This window comes from aff. Roholtiella sp. LEGE 12411 (assembly GCF_015206995.1).
Taxonomy (GTDB): Bacteria; Cyanobacteriota; Cyanobacteriia; order Cyanobacteriales; family Nostocaceae; genus Komarekiella.
The window spans coordinates 1-16201 of sequence record NZ_JADEXR010000003.1; the positions used below are offsets into that span (position 1 = coordinate 1).

Annotated in this window: 15 protein-coding genes, 1 tRNA gene and 2 pseudogenes; 4 read left to right on the forward strand and 14 right to left on the reverse strand. The window is 39.8% G+C overall.

Translation table 11 applies throughout. The annotated features are described in order from the left end of the window. Both IQ246_RS01255 and psbC read left to right on the forward strand, forming a co-directional pair. Positions 1-155 (forward strand): annotated as a pseudogene (locus IQ246_RS01255) (photosystem II D2 protein (photosystem q(a) protein)); the annotation flags it as partial. After that, the gene (gene psbC, locus IQ246_RS01260; RefSeq protein WP_193999376.1) at positions 139-1530 is read left to right on the forward strand and encodes a photosystem II reaction center protein CP43; all 1392 of its coding nucleotides are present in this window, start codon (positions 139-141) and stop codon (positions 1528-1530) included. The pseudogene IQ246_RS01255 and the gene psbC, both read left to right, overlap by 17 nt. A gap of 123 nt (positions 1531-1653) precedes the next feature. Here the strand turns inward: psbC and IQ246_RS01265 are convergent, their stop codons facing one another. Then, complete coding sequence (locus IQ246_RS01265) at positions 1654-2508, reverse strand: DUF72 domain-containing protein (RefSeq protein ID WP_193999377.1); 855 nt, start codon at positions 2506-2508, stop codon at positions 1654-1656. Between the two features lie 199 nt (positions 2509-2707). Continuing rightward, positions 2708-2905 (reverse strand): annotated as a pseudogene (locus tag IQ246_RS01270) (cyclic nucleotide-binding protein); the annotation flags it as partial. A 920-nt stretch (positions 2906-3825) separates the two neighbouring features. Between IQ246_RS01270 and IQ246_RS01275 the strand changes: the two are divergent. Next, positions 3826-4092 carry a hypothetical protein gene (locus IQ246_RS01275; protein ID WP_193999378.1) on the forward strand — a complete coding sequence of 89 codons (267 nt, stop codon included), beginning with the start codon at positions 3826-3828 and terminating at the stop codon, positions 4090-4092. Positions 4093-4763: 671 nt separating this feature from the next. On the opposite strand, the gene IQ246_RS01280 is transcribed toward IQ246_RS01275, so the two are convergent. Both IQ246_RS01280 and IQ246_RS01285 read right to left on the reverse strand, forming a co-directional pair. Next, a tRNA-Arg gene (locus tag IQ246_RS01280) sits at positions 4764-4836 on the reverse strand. A 33-nt stretch (positions 4837-4869) separates the two neighbouring features. Further along, a complete protein-coding gene (locus IQ246_RS01285) occupies positions 4870-6060 on the reverse strand; it encodes a murein hydrolase activator EnvC (protein WP_193999379.1) in 1191 nt (396 codons plus the stop codon). Positions 6061-6181: 121 nt separating this feature from the next. On the opposite strand from IQ246_RS01285, the gene IQ246_RS30090 reads away from it, so the two are divergent. Beyond that, positions 6182-6379: a hypothetical protein gene (locus tag IQ246_RS30090; protein WP_244141897.1), complete on the forward strand. Its 198-nt coding sequence runs from the start codon at positions 6182-6184 to the stop codon at positions 6377-6379. Here the strand turns inward: IQ246_RS30090 and trmFO are convergent. The 10 genes from trmFO to IQ246_RS01340 form a co-directional block, all read right to left on the reverse strand. Then, positions 6373-7686: an FADH(2)-oxidizing methylenetetrahydrofolate--tRNA-(uracil(54)-C(5))-methyltransferase TrmFO gene (gene trmFO / locus IQ246_RS01295; protein ID WP_193999380.1), complete on the reverse strand. Its 1314-nt coding sequence runs from the start codon at positions 7684-7686 to the stop codon at positions 6373-6375. The genes IQ246_RS30090 and trmFO overlap by 7 nt on opposite strands. A 140-nt stretch (positions 7687-7826) precedes the next feature. Further along, on the reverse strand, positions 7827-8075 hold the full coding sequence (locus tag IQ246_RS30095; RefSeq protein WP_339379246.1) for a Uma2 family endonuclease: 249 nt from the start codon (positions 8073-8075) through the stop codon (positions 7827-7829). 153 nt (positions 8076-8228) lie between these two features. Further along, positions 8229-8837, reverse strand: a complete 609-nt coding sequence (locus IQ246_RS01305; RefSeq protein ID WP_193999381.1) for a WcaF family extracellular polysaccharide biosynthesis acetyltransferase — start codon at positions 8835-8837, stop codon at positions 8229-8231. Between the two features lie 104 nt (positions 8838-8941). Next, positions 8942-10282 (reverse strand): MBL fold metallo-hydrolase, encoded by a 1341-nt coding sequence (locus tag IQ246_RS01310; protein WP_193999382.1) that lies wholly within the window; start codon positions 10280-10282, stop codon positions 8942-8944. A gap of 41 nt (positions 10283-10323) precedes the next feature. Beyond that, complete coding sequence (locus tag IQ246_RS01315; RefSeq protein ID WP_193999384.1) at positions 10324-10935, reverse strand: YdcF family protein; 612 nt, start codon at positions 10933-10935, stop codon at positions 10324-10326. A 107-nt stretch (positions 10936-11042) separates the two neighbouring features. After that, positions 11043-12005 carry a hypothetical protein gene (locus IQ246_RS01320; protein ID WP_193999386.1) on the reverse strand — a complete coding sequence of 321 codons (963 nt, stop codon included), beginning with the start codon at positions 12003-12005 and terminating at the stop codon, positions 11043-11045. Positions 12006-12177: 172 nt separating this feature from the next. Continuing rightward, positions 12178-12948, reverse strand: coding sequence for a glycosyltransferase family 2 protein (locus IQ246_RS01325; RefSeq protein ID WP_193999388.1), 771 nt, complete (start codon positions 12946-12948; stop codon positions 12178-12180). 25 nt (positions 12949-12973) lie between these two features. Then, the gene (locus tag IQ246_RS01330; protein WP_193999390.1) at positions 12974-13624 is read right to left on the reverse strand and encodes a bifunctional 2-polyprenyl-6-hydroxyphenol methylase/3-demethylubiquinol 3-O-methyltransferase UbiG; all 651 of its coding nucleotides are present in this window, start codon (positions 13622-13624) and stop codon (positions 12974-12976) included. Positions 13625-13632: 8 nt separating this feature from the next. Next, the gene (locus IQ246_RS01335; protein ID WP_193999392.1) at positions 13633-14826 is read right to left on the reverse strand and encodes a glycosyltransferase; all 1194 of its coding nucleotides are present in this window, start codon (positions 14824-14826) and stop codon (positions 13633-13635) included. Positions 14827-15054: 228 nt separating this feature from the next. Further along, on the reverse strand, positions 15055-16188 hold the full coding sequence (locus IQ246_RS01340; protein WP_193999394.1) for an O-antigen ligase family protein: 1134 nt from the start codon (positions 16186-16188) through the stop codon (positions 15055-15057). Between the last annotated feature and the right edge of the window lie 13 nt (positions 16189-16201).

The window sequence follows — 16201 nt, forward strand, 5'->3', positions numbered from 1 at the left end:
AATTGCGGGCGGCAGAAGACCCAGAGTTTGAAACCTTCTATACCAAAAACATTTTGCTGAATGAGGGCATCCGCGCTTGGATGGCTCCTCAAGATCAACCTCACGAACAATTTGTATTCCCTGAGGAGGTATTACCACGTGGTAACGCTCTCTAATAGACCAAATGTCTTAGACGGTGCTGGACGCGACCAAGAATCAACCGGTTTTGCCTGGTGGTCTGGTAACGCGCGTTTGATCAACCTATCTGGCAAATTGCTAGGTGCTCACGTTGCTCACGCTGGCTTGATTGTATTCTGGGCTGGAGCAATGACTTTGTTTGAAGTTGCTCACTTCATCCCTGAAAAGCCCATGTATGAGCAGGGCTTGATTTTGCTACCTCACCTTGCCACCTTAGGCTGGGGTGTTGGCCCTGGTGGTGAAGTCTTCGACACATTTCCTTATTTTGTTGTCGGTGTACTTCACCTGATTTCTTCAGCTGTGCTGGGTTTTGGTGGCATCTATCATGCTGTCCGTGGCCCAGAAACCTTAGAAGAATATTCTTCCTTCTTTGGTTATGACTGGAAAGACAAGAACAAGATGACCAACATCATCGGATTCCACCTGATCATCCTAGGATGCGGTGCGCTACTGTTGGTGCTGAAAGCAATGTTCTTTGGTGGGATCTATGACACCTGGGCACCAGGCGGTGGTGATGTTCGTATCATTACCAATCCCACACTGAACCCAGCAGTCATCTTTGGTTATCTAATCAAGTCTCCCTTTGGTGGCGAAGGCTGGATTGTCAGCGTCGATAACCTGGAAGATGTCATCGGCGGTCATATCTGGGTTGCCTTTGTCTGTATTGCTGGCGGTATCTGGCACATCTTTACCAAGCCTTTTGCTTGGGCACGTCGTGCGTTTATCTGGTCTGGTGAGGCTTATCTCTCCTACAGTTTAGGCGCTCTTTCCTTGATGGGCTTTATTGCCTCCATCATGGTTTGGTACAACAACACTGTTTACCCCAGCGAATTCTTTGGCCCTACAGGCCCTGAAGCTTCTCAAGCTCAAGCTCTGACTTTCTTGATTCGTGACCAACGTTTAGGTGCTAACGTTGGTTCTGCACAAGGCCCCACAGGCTTAGGTAAATACCTGATGCGCTCCCCCACTGGTGAAATCATTTTCGGTGGTGAAACCATGCGCTTCTGGGATTTCCGTGGCCCTTGGTTGGAGCCTCTGCGTGGACCTAACGGTCTTGACCTGGAAAAAATCAAGAATGATATTCAACCCTGGCAAGCTCGTCGTGCTGCTGAATACATGACCCATGCTCCTCTGGGTTCCTTGAACTCTGTAGGTGGCGTGGCTACCGAAATTAACTCTTTCAACTACGTGTCTCCTCGCGCTTGGTTATCGTGTTCACACTTCGTACTGGGATTCTTCTTCCTAGTTGGTCACTTGTGGCACGCTGGTCGGGCTAGAGCAGCAGCTGGTGGCTTCGAGAGAGGTATCAACCGTGAAACTGAGCCAGTGATGTTTATGAACGACCTCGACTAGGTTGTAAACTTTGTTTCATGATTAGCAATTAAATAGTTTAGAAGCTCTTGTGTCAAAGCAAGAGCTTTTTTTATTAACTGTAGTGAATTGCGGTGATTTTGATTGCTTAGCTGGTAAGTATTATCACCATAAGCTGAGCTGATTGGGGGGATGCTCAAGGTGATTCCAAGGTAAAGGCGGAACTGCCACATCGCTCTGTTCCAATAGCTGTTGGAAGTAATGCGCTGTGCTGGGCGATCGCTCTTCTGTAGGACAATGAACAAAGAAATAAATTCGCACTCCCGCTTGTAACCACTGCCGAATCTGCGTCACCCAATCTTCCATAAAAGGTTGATTGACTGACAAATTCGGATGAGAAATAAACCGAATTAGGCTGAAAGGCGCTGTCAAGCTGAATTGCAACGGTAATTTGGGTTTTCGCCTTTCTGATTGTAGCTGGGGTTCATCATCTCCAGTATAGATAGGGCGCGAGTCTAACAGCACTCGCCCTACGCCTAGCTTTTCTAACACCGCCGTTAAATTACTAGCATGGGGTTCTGTAAACCAGTCAAGATGCCGAACTTCTAGCGCTAAAGGTGTATCTGTACGCGACCAAGCTTTTAGAAAGGTGGTTAAATCGTCGAGCAATCCAGGTGCATAACTAGGTGGTAACTGGGCAAATATCGGGCCAAGACGATTTCCTAAAGGGCGCATCTGTTCTAAAAATTTTAAAGCAGCAGGGATATACGGTTGCAGCAACCCTTGATGGGTTATATCTCGCGGCAATTTCAAGCAAAATTCAAAGCCTGGTGGTGTTTCAGCAGCCCAACGAGTGACAGTTTCTTGGTTAGGCACTGCATAAAAAGTAGTGTTACCTTCTACAGTGGTGAAGCGACGGCTGTAGAGATGAAGAAACTCATTAGTACGAGTTCCTTGGGGATAGAGTTCACCTATCCAACCTTTATATGCCCAAACAGCACAACCAATAAAAAATTTCACAGCGGCCGAAAGTCTTGAGTTTTCATATTTAATTGTACAGTCAGGTTATGGGAATGAATGAGGTGGGCGATTTCTGTAACGGGCTACGCCTAAGCACTTTGCATCCTGCATTGAAAAGTATAGCTAGAAAATAATGAAGACCAGCGTTATGCTGAGCTTTATTGTTCTGATTAGTCTTGATTATGCTGGCTGAAGTGCTCTAAAGCATGTGCTCCACGCGACTCAAGCGTTCTGAGTAGCTTTTCATTACCTTTAGGGAAAACACGGGTGTTTCTTGAACAGCAAAGAGAAACCCTTGCTCATCTAAGAAGGCAAGTTTGCAGTGTGTCTTGGCAATAGCTGTATAAGTTCTATTTTTGACCCCTACAAGTACCCCAACACCAAAAATTTCGTTTGTCATATCCAAGGTTTAGTATGCCTAATAAATCTATTTTTACAGTCCTAATATCCTGAGACAAAGTAAAAAACTTAGCTACTGTAAGTTTCACATTTAAACGTAGTCTTGTATTAATTTATTCTTCAGCAAATAATTAATAGAAAAACTTCCAATTTCCAGACAGAAATCATTTAATTATGTCTGAAAAAAGCCCTTCTTCTATATAAAAATCTTACATATCGTCAGAAAATAAGCTTACTAATAAAGTAGAATTTAAGAGTCAAATTGATTAATGATTTAGAGAGTAAGGTAATGGCTAAAATAGTAATTCCCGACTTTCATCCTAATGATACAGATATATGTGATCTACCTCCAAGAAAAACAGATAATCTGTTAGGAGGTTATATTCACATATACACCATTAATGATGGTGGCGTGAATAACATATCAACTACATACGAAGGTGCTTACAACATCCACGATAACAGATTTTCTAGTATAGACTATTCAAGATCTATTCGCAATTGGATCTATCTATAGTTAATTACTGATACTTAACAGGTTGTATTGCTAAAACACATAGAGAGAGTTAAAGAAAGGCGATAAAGTTGACTGGATGATAGTTTTAACGCTTAAATTTTGGTGAAACTAGGCTAGTTTGTGAGGCTAAATTCGCATTAATGTAATAAATTAATTCATGTTAAAAATCCAAATAACAACAACCTAGATATAGCTAGATAAACTCACCTAAAAAACATTACGTTGATACAAAGATTAAGTTTGATTTTCGGCTTTCTGTAATCAGAACTTTGTGAGCGAATTGTCATCAGATATCACTCTCATTTAGAGAAAAAACAGATTATTCTATCAGTTAATTTGTCGGTAATTTTGCTCCACTAAAGTTACCAAACTGTTCATAACCTGACCTCAAAAATAAGACCATGGCTAAAATAGTTATTTCTGATTTACATCATCTTGATGCGAAGACATTTTTGCATGACTTGTTTTCAATACAAATTGATGCCACATTAGATAATTATCTTCTGCATTTATGGGGTGGCGATCCTGATCTTGAATTAACTAGCATTCAAGATGGTGTAGGTAATACATCATCTACATCTAATGGGCCATTCGGCTTTTATAACAACAAGATTCTTACAATAGATTTCTCACGATTAACTCTCAATTTGATCTTCTTGTTACCCTAGTTCTAAAAGTTTCATAGTTGAAAAGCCTGCATGAGCAGGCTTTGTTTGTATTTAGCTACTTATTATAAAATAATTAATTTTACAGAAAAATATTATTTAATAATGTCTAAAATATTATGCTTTTAGCCAAAACTTTTGCATTTTGCATGCTTAAATTTTAACTATAAATGTACAATTGAAGAGTCAAAACTACTTAAAATTTATAGGGTGAGATAATGGCTAATATAATAGTTTTTGATTTAGATGTTATTGATGTAAAAACATTTACACATAATCTGGCTCCGGTGCAAGCAGGAAATATATTGGGAGGTTATCCTCCTGTTCTTATAACTACTATTAATGACGATGGCATAAATAACATAGACCATACGTATGAAGGGCCATATAATATTCACGACAATAGGTTTTCCAGCGTAGACTATTCAAGATCTCTTCGCAATTGGATCGGATGATTAGTTACTGATAATTAATCTGGTTTTGTTGAAAAAACTTATATATAAAGTTTCTGATGAAGTAAGATGATATGCATTAAATTTGCATTTTTCTTAATTAAGGGGAGCTATGAGTCAAAACAAATAAGCCTCATGACCCCTGAATTTTGTTTAAACACGCAACTTGAATATTAATCAGCTTGGTAGAGTTTATACCTTGCTTGTCTATCTCTTGAAAAACGAGCGCGGAGGGATTTGAACCCCCGACCAACAGAACCGGAATCTGTTGCTCTATCCACTGAGCTACGCGCCCTTATCCCGTTAAACTATAGCACGCTTTTGTTCGCTATAGATAATCGGCGGGATTTACGGGTGTGCCATTCTGACGGACTTCAAAGTGGAGGTGGGGCCCAGTCGATAAACCTGTGGAGCCAACAGCAGCGATCGCTTGTCCTCTTTCCACTGTTTTCCCTTCGGAAACATACAACTCGCTGGTATGTCCATACAGTGTAGTAATACCTTTGCCGTGGTTGATAATTACAGCTCTGCCATAGCCACCATACCACCCAGCAAAAATCACTATTCCTGAATCAGCTGCCTGAATTGTACTACCATAACCAGCGGCGAAATCCAGACCTGAATGAAAGCGGCGATATCCCAGAACTGGGTGCATCCGCCAACCGAAAGGACTGCTAGTGGGTGCATTGCTCGGATATGCCAATACACCAGTTCCTCGAATGATCACACTTGTACGACTATTGGTCTTTGCTTGTGCTGCTGCTACCTTTTGTTGGATCAATACTTCCAAATTTTTGGAATCTTTGTCTAGCTGGTTTTGTGCTGCTTCCAAGGCGAGGCGATCGCCATTTAGGCGTTGAATTAGTTCTGACTGTGACTGCGCTTGCATTTGATAATCGGCTTTTTGTGCTAGTAATTGCTCACGAATCAATGCAATTTCGTTTTTTTGCTGTTCTACATCGGCTTTTTGTTTGTTGAGCAGATTTGCTTGCTCGTTGAGTTTTGCCAAAATTTGCTGGTCTGCCTGATACACTAATTTCAATTGATGACGGCGGCTGATAAAGTCACTGACAGTTTGACTTTGGAGCAGAACGGCCCATCCTATAGATGCTGGCGATCGCTGAAGATATCGCAATCGTGCGACTGTAGCTATCTGACGTTCCTGATATGAACTGTTTGCCGCAACTAAATCAGTTTCTAACTGCTGGAGGTGTTGGTTAGCGAGTCGTAATTGCAACTCGCTGTCTTGAATGTAGCTGTTTGTAGTTTGCACATTTTGCTTTAAACCAGTGAGGTGATTTTGGGCATCATTTTGCAGATTGGTTAAGCGATCGCGTTCCTTAACTACACTCTGACGCTGCTGGTTCATTTGCTGCTGCTGTCGCCGTAAGGTGTCAATTGACCCTGTAGATGTCGCATGTACTGGCAAGGGTAAAGCCAAATAAATACATAAAATGCAGCAAAATGCAATATATAGACAGCAAAAAATATTCTTTTTTTCTAAAAATGGCGCTCTCATAGTGTGAGCCTGACCAAAACGATGCTTCCAAACACTATGAGGATTATTCCCAAAATCCCACTCACTCCAACGTGCTATGTGTCAAATTAGTCTGCCAATTTGTAACACAAGGATTCCGGCTATGCCAGCATTGAGCAAGTATATTAATCAGTTCTATGAACGTACAGTTATAAGTGCCAATGGGGAACTCGATAGCGACAAGCTGGCTCTAGCTTTGAAGACGATTGCTGCGATCGCCTATACTCAGGAAGCTGCTAAACTAAAGACCCCAAAGATGAACAATTGTGTAGCGGTGTTCATCCTATTGGCTGATTACTGACTGGCTTTCCAGTTTGCTAAATCAGCCAAAGAGCGATCGCGATAGCGTCCGTAACGCTCCTGCTTACTTTTGATTTTCGCACCCAGTTCTGGAAAAACTCCAAAGTTGGGCGGCATCGGTTGGAAATGCTTGGGCGAAGCAGAACTGATAAACTCAAACAGCGCCCCCATCATCGTTGTTGGCGGTAAAATCAAAGGTTCTTTACCTAAAGCTAACCTTGCAGCATTCCTACCAGCTAAGCAGCCACCCGCAGCTGCTGCGGTGTAACCTTCAGTCCCAATTAACTGCCCAGCAGCTAACAGAGTTGGGCGCTGCTTAAATTGCAAGGTAGGATGCATTAGCTGAGGAGCATTGATAAAAGTGTTACGGTGCATCACGCCCAGTCGAACAAACTCAGCACTTTCCAAACCTGGAATTAGCTGGAATATTCGCTTTTGCTCACCCCAACGCAGATTAGTTTGGAATCCTACCATATTCCAAAGTTGACCTGCTTTGTCTTCTTGTCGCAGCTGCACTACGGCGTAAGTACGCTCCCCAGTTCGACTATCAGACAGTCCCACTGGTTTGAGAGGGCCGTAGCGCATCGTGTCTTCTCCGCGCTGTGCTAGTTCTTCAATGGGTAAACATGCTTCAAAAAATTTTGCTGTTTCCCGTTCAAAATCTTTGAGTTCTGTTTGTTCCGCTTTACATAATTCTTCTCGAAACCGCAAGTACTGCTCTTTATTCATTGGACAGTTGAGATAAGCGGCTTCACCTTTGTCATAGCGCGATGCCATAAAGGCAATATCGCGGTTAATCGATTCTCCTACGACAATTGGGCTAGCAGCATCGAAAAAGCTGAGATACTCCATCCCCGTCAAGCGGCGCAAATCTTCCGCCAAGTCAGGACTAGTTAATGGCCCAGTTGCCAACACTACAATTCCTTCAGGAATGGCCTGCACTTCACCCCTACGGAATTCAATTAAAGGATGACTAGACAAAGTTTGGGTCAAGTCTTGCCCAAATTGTCCCCTATCTACAGCTAGAGCACCACCAGCGGGAACGGCATGTTCATCAGCCTTAGAAATAACTATAGAACCAAGTTGGCGCAATTCTTCGTGTAATAATCCAGCAGCGCGATCGCTTGCCATTGCACCAAAGGAATTACTACACACTAATTCTGCCAAATGCTCTGTATGATGAGCAGGACTGAAGCGTTTTGGGCGCATTTCATACAGAATTACCGACACTCCAGCTTGAGCTATTTGCCACGCTGCTTCTGTTCCAGCTAATCCACCTCCAATTACTTGTATCGGTTGTTTATCCATAGTTAATTTTTTAATTACTGGTTTTGTTAAAGATAATTTACTGGAAATGTATGTATATCAACAATCATAAGATAATTCTTCGACGATAGATTTCAGTGAGTGGAATTTCTATGTTTAAACTATGCAGAAAAATCGCCCGCTCAAGGTGAGAGTGAACTTGCCAAGTCGCTGTTATACAAACGAAAATCGGTGTCTCTCAGTAAAAACCCCAGGTAAATTAAGAAGTTGCTAGCGATCGCACTATGAGATTCCGAACCTCCCGACATAGTAATAATCTCTCCGTTGCGGTATTCATGGCGTTCGGGGTTTATTTCTTCCATAGCCCGATACTCGTCCAATGTGAGGCGAGTTGTTATTACATCTGAGGAACTGGTTTGAGCAAAGACCACAATCAACCTCTCGAATAATTAGCTCTAAAATTATTATCCGCAACGAAAGGAACAATTGCTAATGATTCCAAATTACGACACGCGGTCACGACTTGATACTAAATGTGATGTTCCGTTTTGGATATAACCTTTCTCTAATTTTTCAAACAGCCTCTAAAACATATTCTTTTCAGAAGAAACATTTTCTAACTGTTCGATAGAGGGTATGTGAGTCAAGCTGCGTTGCTTAATTGCTATTGCCGGATTTCCCGCATATATTGTCATTGGTTGAAGTGATTTGCCAGTCACACTTCCCAGGCTAAGTACAGCACCTCTGCCAATAGTTATCCCTGGCCCTACAACTGCTTTTGCTCCTATCCAACTACTACATTCAATCCGAATCGCACCTAATTTCAGTCGAAATGTTGGATCACTCCAATCATGATTTCCTGTACATAAGTAAGCACCTTGAGAAATGCATACATTATCTTCAATATAAATTTCGGCTGCATTATCAAGCCACGCATCTTGACCAATCCAAACATGATTGCCTATGTGAAGACGCCACGGAAGCTTAATTTTTACTCCCGGTTTAATGAGAACTCCTTGCCCAACACTAGCTCCAAACCAACGCAAAACTAAAACTTTTAGATTGCGTCCAGTTTTTAGCCCATCAAGTAAGTGGTTCTGTATTAATGGCGACCCTATTGCATACCAGAGAAAGACTTTCCAGTAGGGAGCACCCAGAGTAAAAGAGCCTTTATTGTATTGGTCAAGGTACATTTGCTGAGGTTTTAAATAAAAGATTTTAGGTGTAGATTTTTATTCGCCAGCAATTTATATTGTATTCCTAATTATGGATACCTTACTAGAAATATTGTTGGATTTCAATTCGACCATGACCACTCTTTTGTTGTTGGCATAGGTATTTTTGGTGAAGTCACAAAAGTTTTACGAACTGTGGAGAGAAACCATCTAATTAAATGGGACACTGACTTATTGTGTTGATAGTCATTAATGGTTAAAAATATGAAGAATAAATAAATCATGATTGGTTTTACTTGACGATTGAGATTAATTTCAATAAACATTGTGATTGCCAAATCACCAAAATGGTCATTAAAGAGCGAGTCTTTGAGAGTTTGTGTTGGAATTTTCAACCAGAAGTTATTTTCTTGCAACTGCTCTAAGTCGCATTGAGAAACTCTGCCTGAGATAGGATTATAGACTAGATGGCAATTATTTGTAGATATACCAATTCCTTTAGGAAATAAAATGGCTAAAAACAAGCGTGTTGAGTTAAATTTTTTACTTAAATTACTAATATCTTCAGCATTAATAACCGCCTCTTTTTCTAACTCTTCTCTTTGGTGAATAAGTAGATATTTCTTATCTCCTTTGGCATTGTACTCACATTGAGGAATATAGCTAGTATGAAAAGAGTCTAAATCAACAGTGGAATATGAGGGTAAGAGTATTGCATCATTGTCCCAATACATTTGTAAATCGTTAAATGTCACTTTATATTCATTTGCCCATAGAGAATCACTCCTTAAAAATACAGCTTGACTAGCAAATGGCATAAAGATGTCAGCACCTAAAGCTTTGTTGATTTGATTAAGGTAGTTAACATAATCAACTTTATTCTTCATGTGTACTCGTTCTCCTTGTCTCATGAAAGCATTAACAATGCTGGCAGGAGAATAACTACTCAAAACAATAGTTTTTTTATTTGATAAATATTTTTTAACTTTGTGAATTTGGGCAATAATTTTGGAATTAGGCTTAGCATCATTCAAATTAATAATAAAAGCATTTGGAGTATCAATTAAGAGAATGCTATCATCATTCCATAAAGGAAAACTTAAAATTGATACATTGTCCGATATTGAATGCCATTGATTAGCAGTCATATTTTTTAGGTTATAGCTGTTATCTGAACCTAAAAAACTCGACATGCTAATATCTGGTAGATCTGGAAAAAGATACGTTGGTTTTTTACCTAGTTTGCGTATACTTGGTAGGTGAAAATGATCGGGGTGTTCGTGGGTTATATAAACATATTTTACTTGTAATAATTTCTCAATTTGATTTTCGTGTGGGTAGTTTTGTAACCACCAACTTCTCCAATAAGCTGAACCAGTAATCCAGGGGTCTGTAACTAATAAAGGTTGCTCATTATTATCTGTAAGTAATAGTCCAGCATGACCAAAAGTTTCAATCTTCATAATTGTTTCATTTAATTAAGTTTACTAATTTTTTAAATTACCTATCTTAAGCCAAAATGGTACTGAGAAAAGTAATGATTAAGAAAAGGTTGGAGTTTGGCTCCCGTACGACCTGTGAAAATCCACAGGATGGAGCGACCAATATCGCGAATAATTGGGCGTATAGATTCTTTTTTAGGTTGATTTGATGGTACAGATAGGGGGGTAAAAGCTATGCCTTGGCTACCAAGTACTAGAGTGGCGATCGCCTTTGCTCGTGGCATGTGATAATCGGAGGTAATCAGGTAAAGGTGTTGAAACTGTCGTTGTTTGAAGTCTGGGACGAGAGTAGTGAAGTTGGTAACTGTATCAACAGCACGGTAGTCAAGATGTAAGCGATCGCTTCGGATACCAGCTGCTTGAAAAATCGGACGTACCATGTAGGGAAATGAACCAGAAGAAACCCATATTTCTAGAGATGGATACCATCTGGCGAATTCAGCTGTGAATTCTTCTCGATCTATCCAAGCACCAAGAGTAAGGATAGCTTGAGGTTGAGGAGCTTGGTAATAAGCGATGGCTAAACGTAAAGGAATAATCAGCAGTAGGATGAGGATAAAACCTGTTATAGAAAAAATCCAATATCTTTGAAGTTGGCGATGAAACTGTTTCACAAATAAACTCATTCCTCAATTGATGAGAAGTAATCAGAAGTCAATAGCCAGAATTGCTCTCTAAAGACTTAATTGGTGGGTATTCCTGACTTATGGCTCCTGTAATCCTATTTATTACTACTCATCAATTGTAAAAGAGAAGGTTCTCGAAGATCATGTTGCATACCATAATCAGTTGTGCCAAATTCTATTTGTAACATCAGGCGATCTCGAATAATGGGAGTTTTACCTTTATGAAAACAAAATGTATCTTCTGCAAAACCAAAGCCTGCTTGTCCGCAAAGAGTTACTAATGATTCGCTACCATAATAACTGAGAATTTCGTCATCAGTTTTAGATTTAGGTAGTAGCAAATGTGATAATTTCTTTTTTTTGTGACTACCACGAATACAAATATGAGGCCCGCTATATAGATCAACATCTGTTAAGTAAAAGAAGAATTTCAAAAAACGATAATCATCTACATCGTAGTGAAACATTTGAAATGTTCGTTTTTTTTCTTGGCTTGTTGTCCCGTCGCTAGTAAAACTCCACCATAGCAAATTTGCGATATGTACAGGCTCTTGCTCTAAATATTTAGCCGCTATTGCCAATAATATCGGATCATTTTGTAGTTGATTAATAGCAGGACAAAGCACAGATGTGTTGAAATAACCAGCTAATGTCAACTTATTACCGTAATAGCTTTCTGCCAGGTTTTTCTGATGATAATAGAAGCCTAGTTTAGGTTTGCGATGGATATAACAAGGATTTGAGTAAGCAAATGAAACTATTTCTTCTACTATCTCTCTAGGTAGGTTAATCCCAAAATAAAATCCATCTTTTTTTAAGTGATCAACCACTAAGTCTGAGTTAACATCTGGAAACAAAGTCTGGCTTTCACTGACATAAAATTTATAGGGTTTATTTTTGAGGCTAGCTAAATATTTAATTACAGAACGCACTAAATTAAATCTAGCGATTTTACGCATTAATAACCATCGCGGGTTTTTTGTTAACCCTTTATAATTTTCATAACAAATATCATATAGTAAGGGGAATTTTAGATGAAGTAGGTTTAAGATTAACATGAATGTAATAGCCTTTTTGCAAAAAGGTCTGGTAGATGGTTTTAGAGGTTTTATTTAGATTAATGCTGCTCAAAAATTGAGCTAAATTTCCTAGAGATGGCATTGTTAATGTGAGTTCCTCTTGATCACGCTTGAGATAAAGCAATATTCAGTAGAAAGTAGTTTCGCGTTATTATCTATTTTCTAGTTTCTCTGTTTCAATCAGACGAATTGCCAGGATAACTTCTGCCAAGACACGTTGAAATGCATAGTACAAACCATGCCAGCCATCAAGAATACCGCCCTTAAGAATTAGGCAGTAGATTAAGATAATGAACGGAGCTAGAATTTTTTGTTTGCGAATGCGATCGCTCCAACTCAGTTCACTCACAGGAGTTTCCAGTAATTTCTTTACCTCAAGCACTGTATACCGTTCTTGTGCCCACAACCAACGGCTTAGAGGTTTGCGATCGTCGTGGTGGATATAGCCTGTTAGCGTGGCTGATTTACCTTGAACTTGTAGAAGCTGGGTATGCCCATCGTCAATGTAAATGGATTGGTCTTTCCTAAATAAAACTTGTCGGGGAGGAAGTATAGTACCCCCCAAAGGTTTACCAAATACACAATATTTGAATCTGGCAAAGTAGCCGTCTATTTGGGAATTTTCGGGTAATTCTTTAATTGCAGTAATTACCTCATTTGTGATTATGTAGTCAGCATCTAAAGATAGTACCCACTCAGAAGTAACTTGTTCTAAACCGTAGTTCCATTGTGTTGCATGAGTGTCAAATTTTCGTTGGAAGAGTTTAACTTGAGCATAAGATGTTAAGATTTCCAGGGTTTCATCAGTACTGTAGCTATCAATAACAATAATCTGCTTTGCCCAGGTGAGATTTTCAAGGGTACGCTCAATATTTGGTGCTTCGTTAAAAGTTAGTATTAAAGGAGTAATATTCTCTAACATGCATAACAATCCAATAACAACTAACTCAATTTCTCGTTACAAAACTAGAGCAAAGCATGGACTTCCATAAATAAGGAAATCTGCCTGCAAACTTGAAGTTAATTTGACCAAATCCTTCTTCCTGCAACAATTGAGAGAGAGTTGCTACAGAGAAAAACTTGACATGACCTCCATCCCAAAGGGCAGTATAGTGCTGATCTGTTTTTCCTAAAAGTGCCCTTACTAGATTTTTCCAATAGCCATTATAGGGAGTTGTAAGAATCAAACTTCCTCCTGGTTTGAGACATTTCTTAGCCGATCGCAGCAGTTCTCTAGGATAGAGTAAGTGTTCAATCACTTCAGCAGCAACAACTACGTCAAATGCACTTTCTAACTCCGTGTAAGCAGACAAGTCGTATATACTTGCTTGAATAAAGTGACATTCCAAAACATTTTGACGAGCAAACAAAGCTCCCGATGCTGAATCCTCAACTCCAACTACTTCATATCCTTGTTGGGCAATTTTTTGGCTGAGACTACCATTACCACAACCTAAATCTAGTATTTTTAGTTTCTCCGTCGATGTAATAGTCTGCTGAGATATCAACTCTAAAAGTGGAGATAATAAGTAGGCGTGGTGGTGTCCAGCAGCAGTATCTGTGTAAGAAAACTCGTACTGATTAGTAGGGATTTGCATGAGGGTTGTCACAAAAGAGTAGGAAAAGGTTTGTGTTGCAGAATGTTGGTATAAACATGTTGCATTTGTGAGACAATTTTTTTCCAGGTATATTTTTCCAAAATAAGTTGACGAGCACGATTACCCATATCTTTAGCTGCTTGAGGATCGCTTAGGTAAGCATCAAGAGCATTGGCGATCGCAAACACATCCAAATCTGGAACATAGCCCAGTTGGTGTTGTGAAACAACACTAGCTAGCGCCACACCAGGAGTCACTAAAACGGGAAGACCAACCGTTAAAGCTTCTAGGACTGCTACAGCAAAATTTTCCGAGTGAGAGGTGAGTGCAAACAGGTCAGAGCCTTGTATCAATATATCTTTGGTTTCACCTTCAACAAATCCCACAACATGTGTGCGATCGCAAAGTCCAGTAGAGATGAGTAAAGATTGAATTTGAGCTTCATAATCTGGAGTACCACTACCTGCAAGAATGAAAGTGAAACGGTGGTGAGTGAGTTTACTCAGTGCTGGGATGAGATAATCTAATCCTTTTTTATAATGCAACCGAGACAAGAATAAAATCACGGGTTCGTCTGCTGGGATGTTGAAGCGTTGTCGCAGACGAGAACGAGCATCGGGAATTAGCTTTGGTGGTGTGAGTCCAAGAGGTAACACAAAACTAGGCGCACTCAGTCCCAGTTGGGAAACTTCTTGCTGTTCCTGTTGGGAAGTAAAGTGGATAGCCTGACTGTGGTTGAGATTGGCTTGCTCGATCAACTTCAGGTAACTTTGCTTTTTGCGGGTACTTTGCTGCAAAGACCACTCGCACAGTAAACCATGCGGGCTAACGATATAGGGAAGATTTCTGTAGCGAGCGATCGCCATTGTCATGGTAGATGGATAAGAGAAGAGAGCGTGAACATGTACCAACTTATATGTAGAAATGTTGTGCCAGAGCCATTGTGTAAATTGCCCAGAAAAAGCGTATTCTCTAACAGATCTTGCTTTAGGTGAAAAGCGGTGAAAAAACCAGACAGGAACTTGCTTATACTCAATACACTTTTGCAAAGGTACATCAAGTAAGTCATTACCGTTGTCGTTGGTGGTAGCAATTTCAGCATCAATATTGTCGGCTCGCAACGCTTTGACCATATCTAAAACAGCCTGACTGGTACCACCCCTTACTTCAGGTACAGAGGGAATAACGTGGAGAACTCTCATAAAATAATAATTTCAGTATTAATCAGCTAGTTTTTTATTAATTAATAGAATCTTTAAATGAGACTAATCATATCTTTACAACTATCTAATATATCGAGAACAGAATAATATCGCAATTTTTATTACCTCTAAACAAACTAAATTAATTGTAATAATCCAACTTATATCAACGTAAGATGAATTGCGATATTATCAAAATAACTGTTATTCAAGATTTTTAAATAGAGTTTATTTCTGTGTTGTTAGCCATAACATATATTTATTTTGCATATCATTGACATCAAGTAAATATTTTCCCAGTGACAAATATATCATTAGTGACATAACAGGAAAAGTAAGATTTCCCAGAAAAAGCGCTTCTGTAAAGCTTCCTGATAAAAGACATGCCAAACCTGAAACAATCGTACTAGATTGCATGAAATAAATAGGTTTTTTAAGACTTAATTGATGAAGTGCAAGCATCATCTTCAAAGACCCTAGCCCCATTATTACTAAAGGTATAAACCCCAGCAATCCCGTACTCGCAGCAGCAGCTAACCACACATTCTCCCCAAATCCTAAACGATCTGCCTCAAGGGGACTGCCGAAAAGAGGGTTGTTAATAAAACCATTCCATTGGCCTGACCAGACTTGCTGACGCGTGTTTTCAGTTAAAATGAATCTGTTAGCTACTGGTAAATTAATATTTGCAAAATCTTGATTTAACAAGGGGAGTAAGATGGCTAATAAAATACCAATCAGCAATACTAAGCGTACTAAAGATCCTGCTCTTTGGCGATAGAAAAACAAAATAGAGGTGATCCCCATAATTGCACCAGTGCGTGAACCCGTTAAAAATAAAAAGTATCCAATTAAAACTAAACTACCTATCCAGAAAACTTTTATCAAATCCCATTTCTTGCGGTTTTCAATCAGAAACATAAAGCAAGGAACTGTACCTGCTAAAAGAGCAGCAGCATGTTGTGAGTTAGCAGTAGTTCCAATAAATCTTCCCTGAGCAAATGTAACTGCATGTATATCAACTAAACTTTGATAAGCGTTAGCAAAAGCAAAAATAACACCGACCATAGCGAGCGACCAGACGCCCAGTTGGAAATTATATTCATCCTGTAGCCAACGCGCCGGCCCTAATCTGACCATTAGCACTACTGACCCAAAGGTCAGGGCCGCTAGAAAGGCAAACTCCATGTTGCCATACAACAAAGTCTTGAGAAAAATTGCAGCCTGAACCGCCATCAGGTAATAAATCGGCTGTGGAATAAGTATCCGACGCCATCCATTTCGTGTCTGCATTCCTAACAGAAGAAGCAAAGCAAGTAGGACGATTGTTATGGGGCGGCCTGTGTCGCGCAACTGTTGCAAAGGAAAAACTAAA

Coding starts and splice junctions, on each gene's coding strand:
- IQ246_RS01275 (WP_193999378.1), top strand. CDS start 3,826: ATGGCTAAAATAGTTATTTCTGATTTACATCATCTTGATGCGAAGACA.
- IQ246_RS01285 (WP_193999379.1), bottom strand. CDS start 6,060: ATGAGAGCGCCATTTTTAGAAAAAAAGAATATTTTTTGCTGTCTATAT.
- IQ246_RS30090 (WP_244141897.1), top strand. CDS start 6,182: ATGCCAGCATTGAGCAAGTATATTAATCAGTTCTATGAACGTACAGTT.
- trmFO (WP_193999380.1), bottom strand. CDS start 7,686: ATGGATAAACAACCGATACAAGTAATTGGAGGTGGATTAGCTGGAACA.
- IQ246_RS01305 (WP_193999381.1), bottom strand. CDS start 8,837: ATGTACCTTGACCAATACAATAAAGGCTCTTTTACTCTGGGTGCTCCC.
- IQ246_RS01310 (WP_193999382.1), bottom strand. CDS start 10,282: ATGAAGATTGAAACTTTTGGTCATGCTGGACTATTACTTACAGATAAT.
- IQ246_RS01320 (WP_193999386.1), bottom strand. CDS start 12,005: ATGTTAATCTTAAACCTACTTCATCTAAAATTCCCCTTACTATATGAT.
- IQ246_RS01325 (WP_193999388.1), bottom strand. CDS start 12,948: ATGTTAGAGAATATTACTCCTTTAATACTAACTTTTAACGAAGCACCA.
- IQ246_RS01330 (WP_193999390.1), bottom strand. CDS start 13,624: ATGCAAATCCCTACTAATCAGTACGAGTTTTCTTACACAGATACTGCT.
- IQ246_RS01335 (WP_193999392.1), bottom strand. CDS start 14,826: ATGAGAGTTCTCCACGTTATTCCCTCTGTACCTGAAGTAAGGGGTGGT.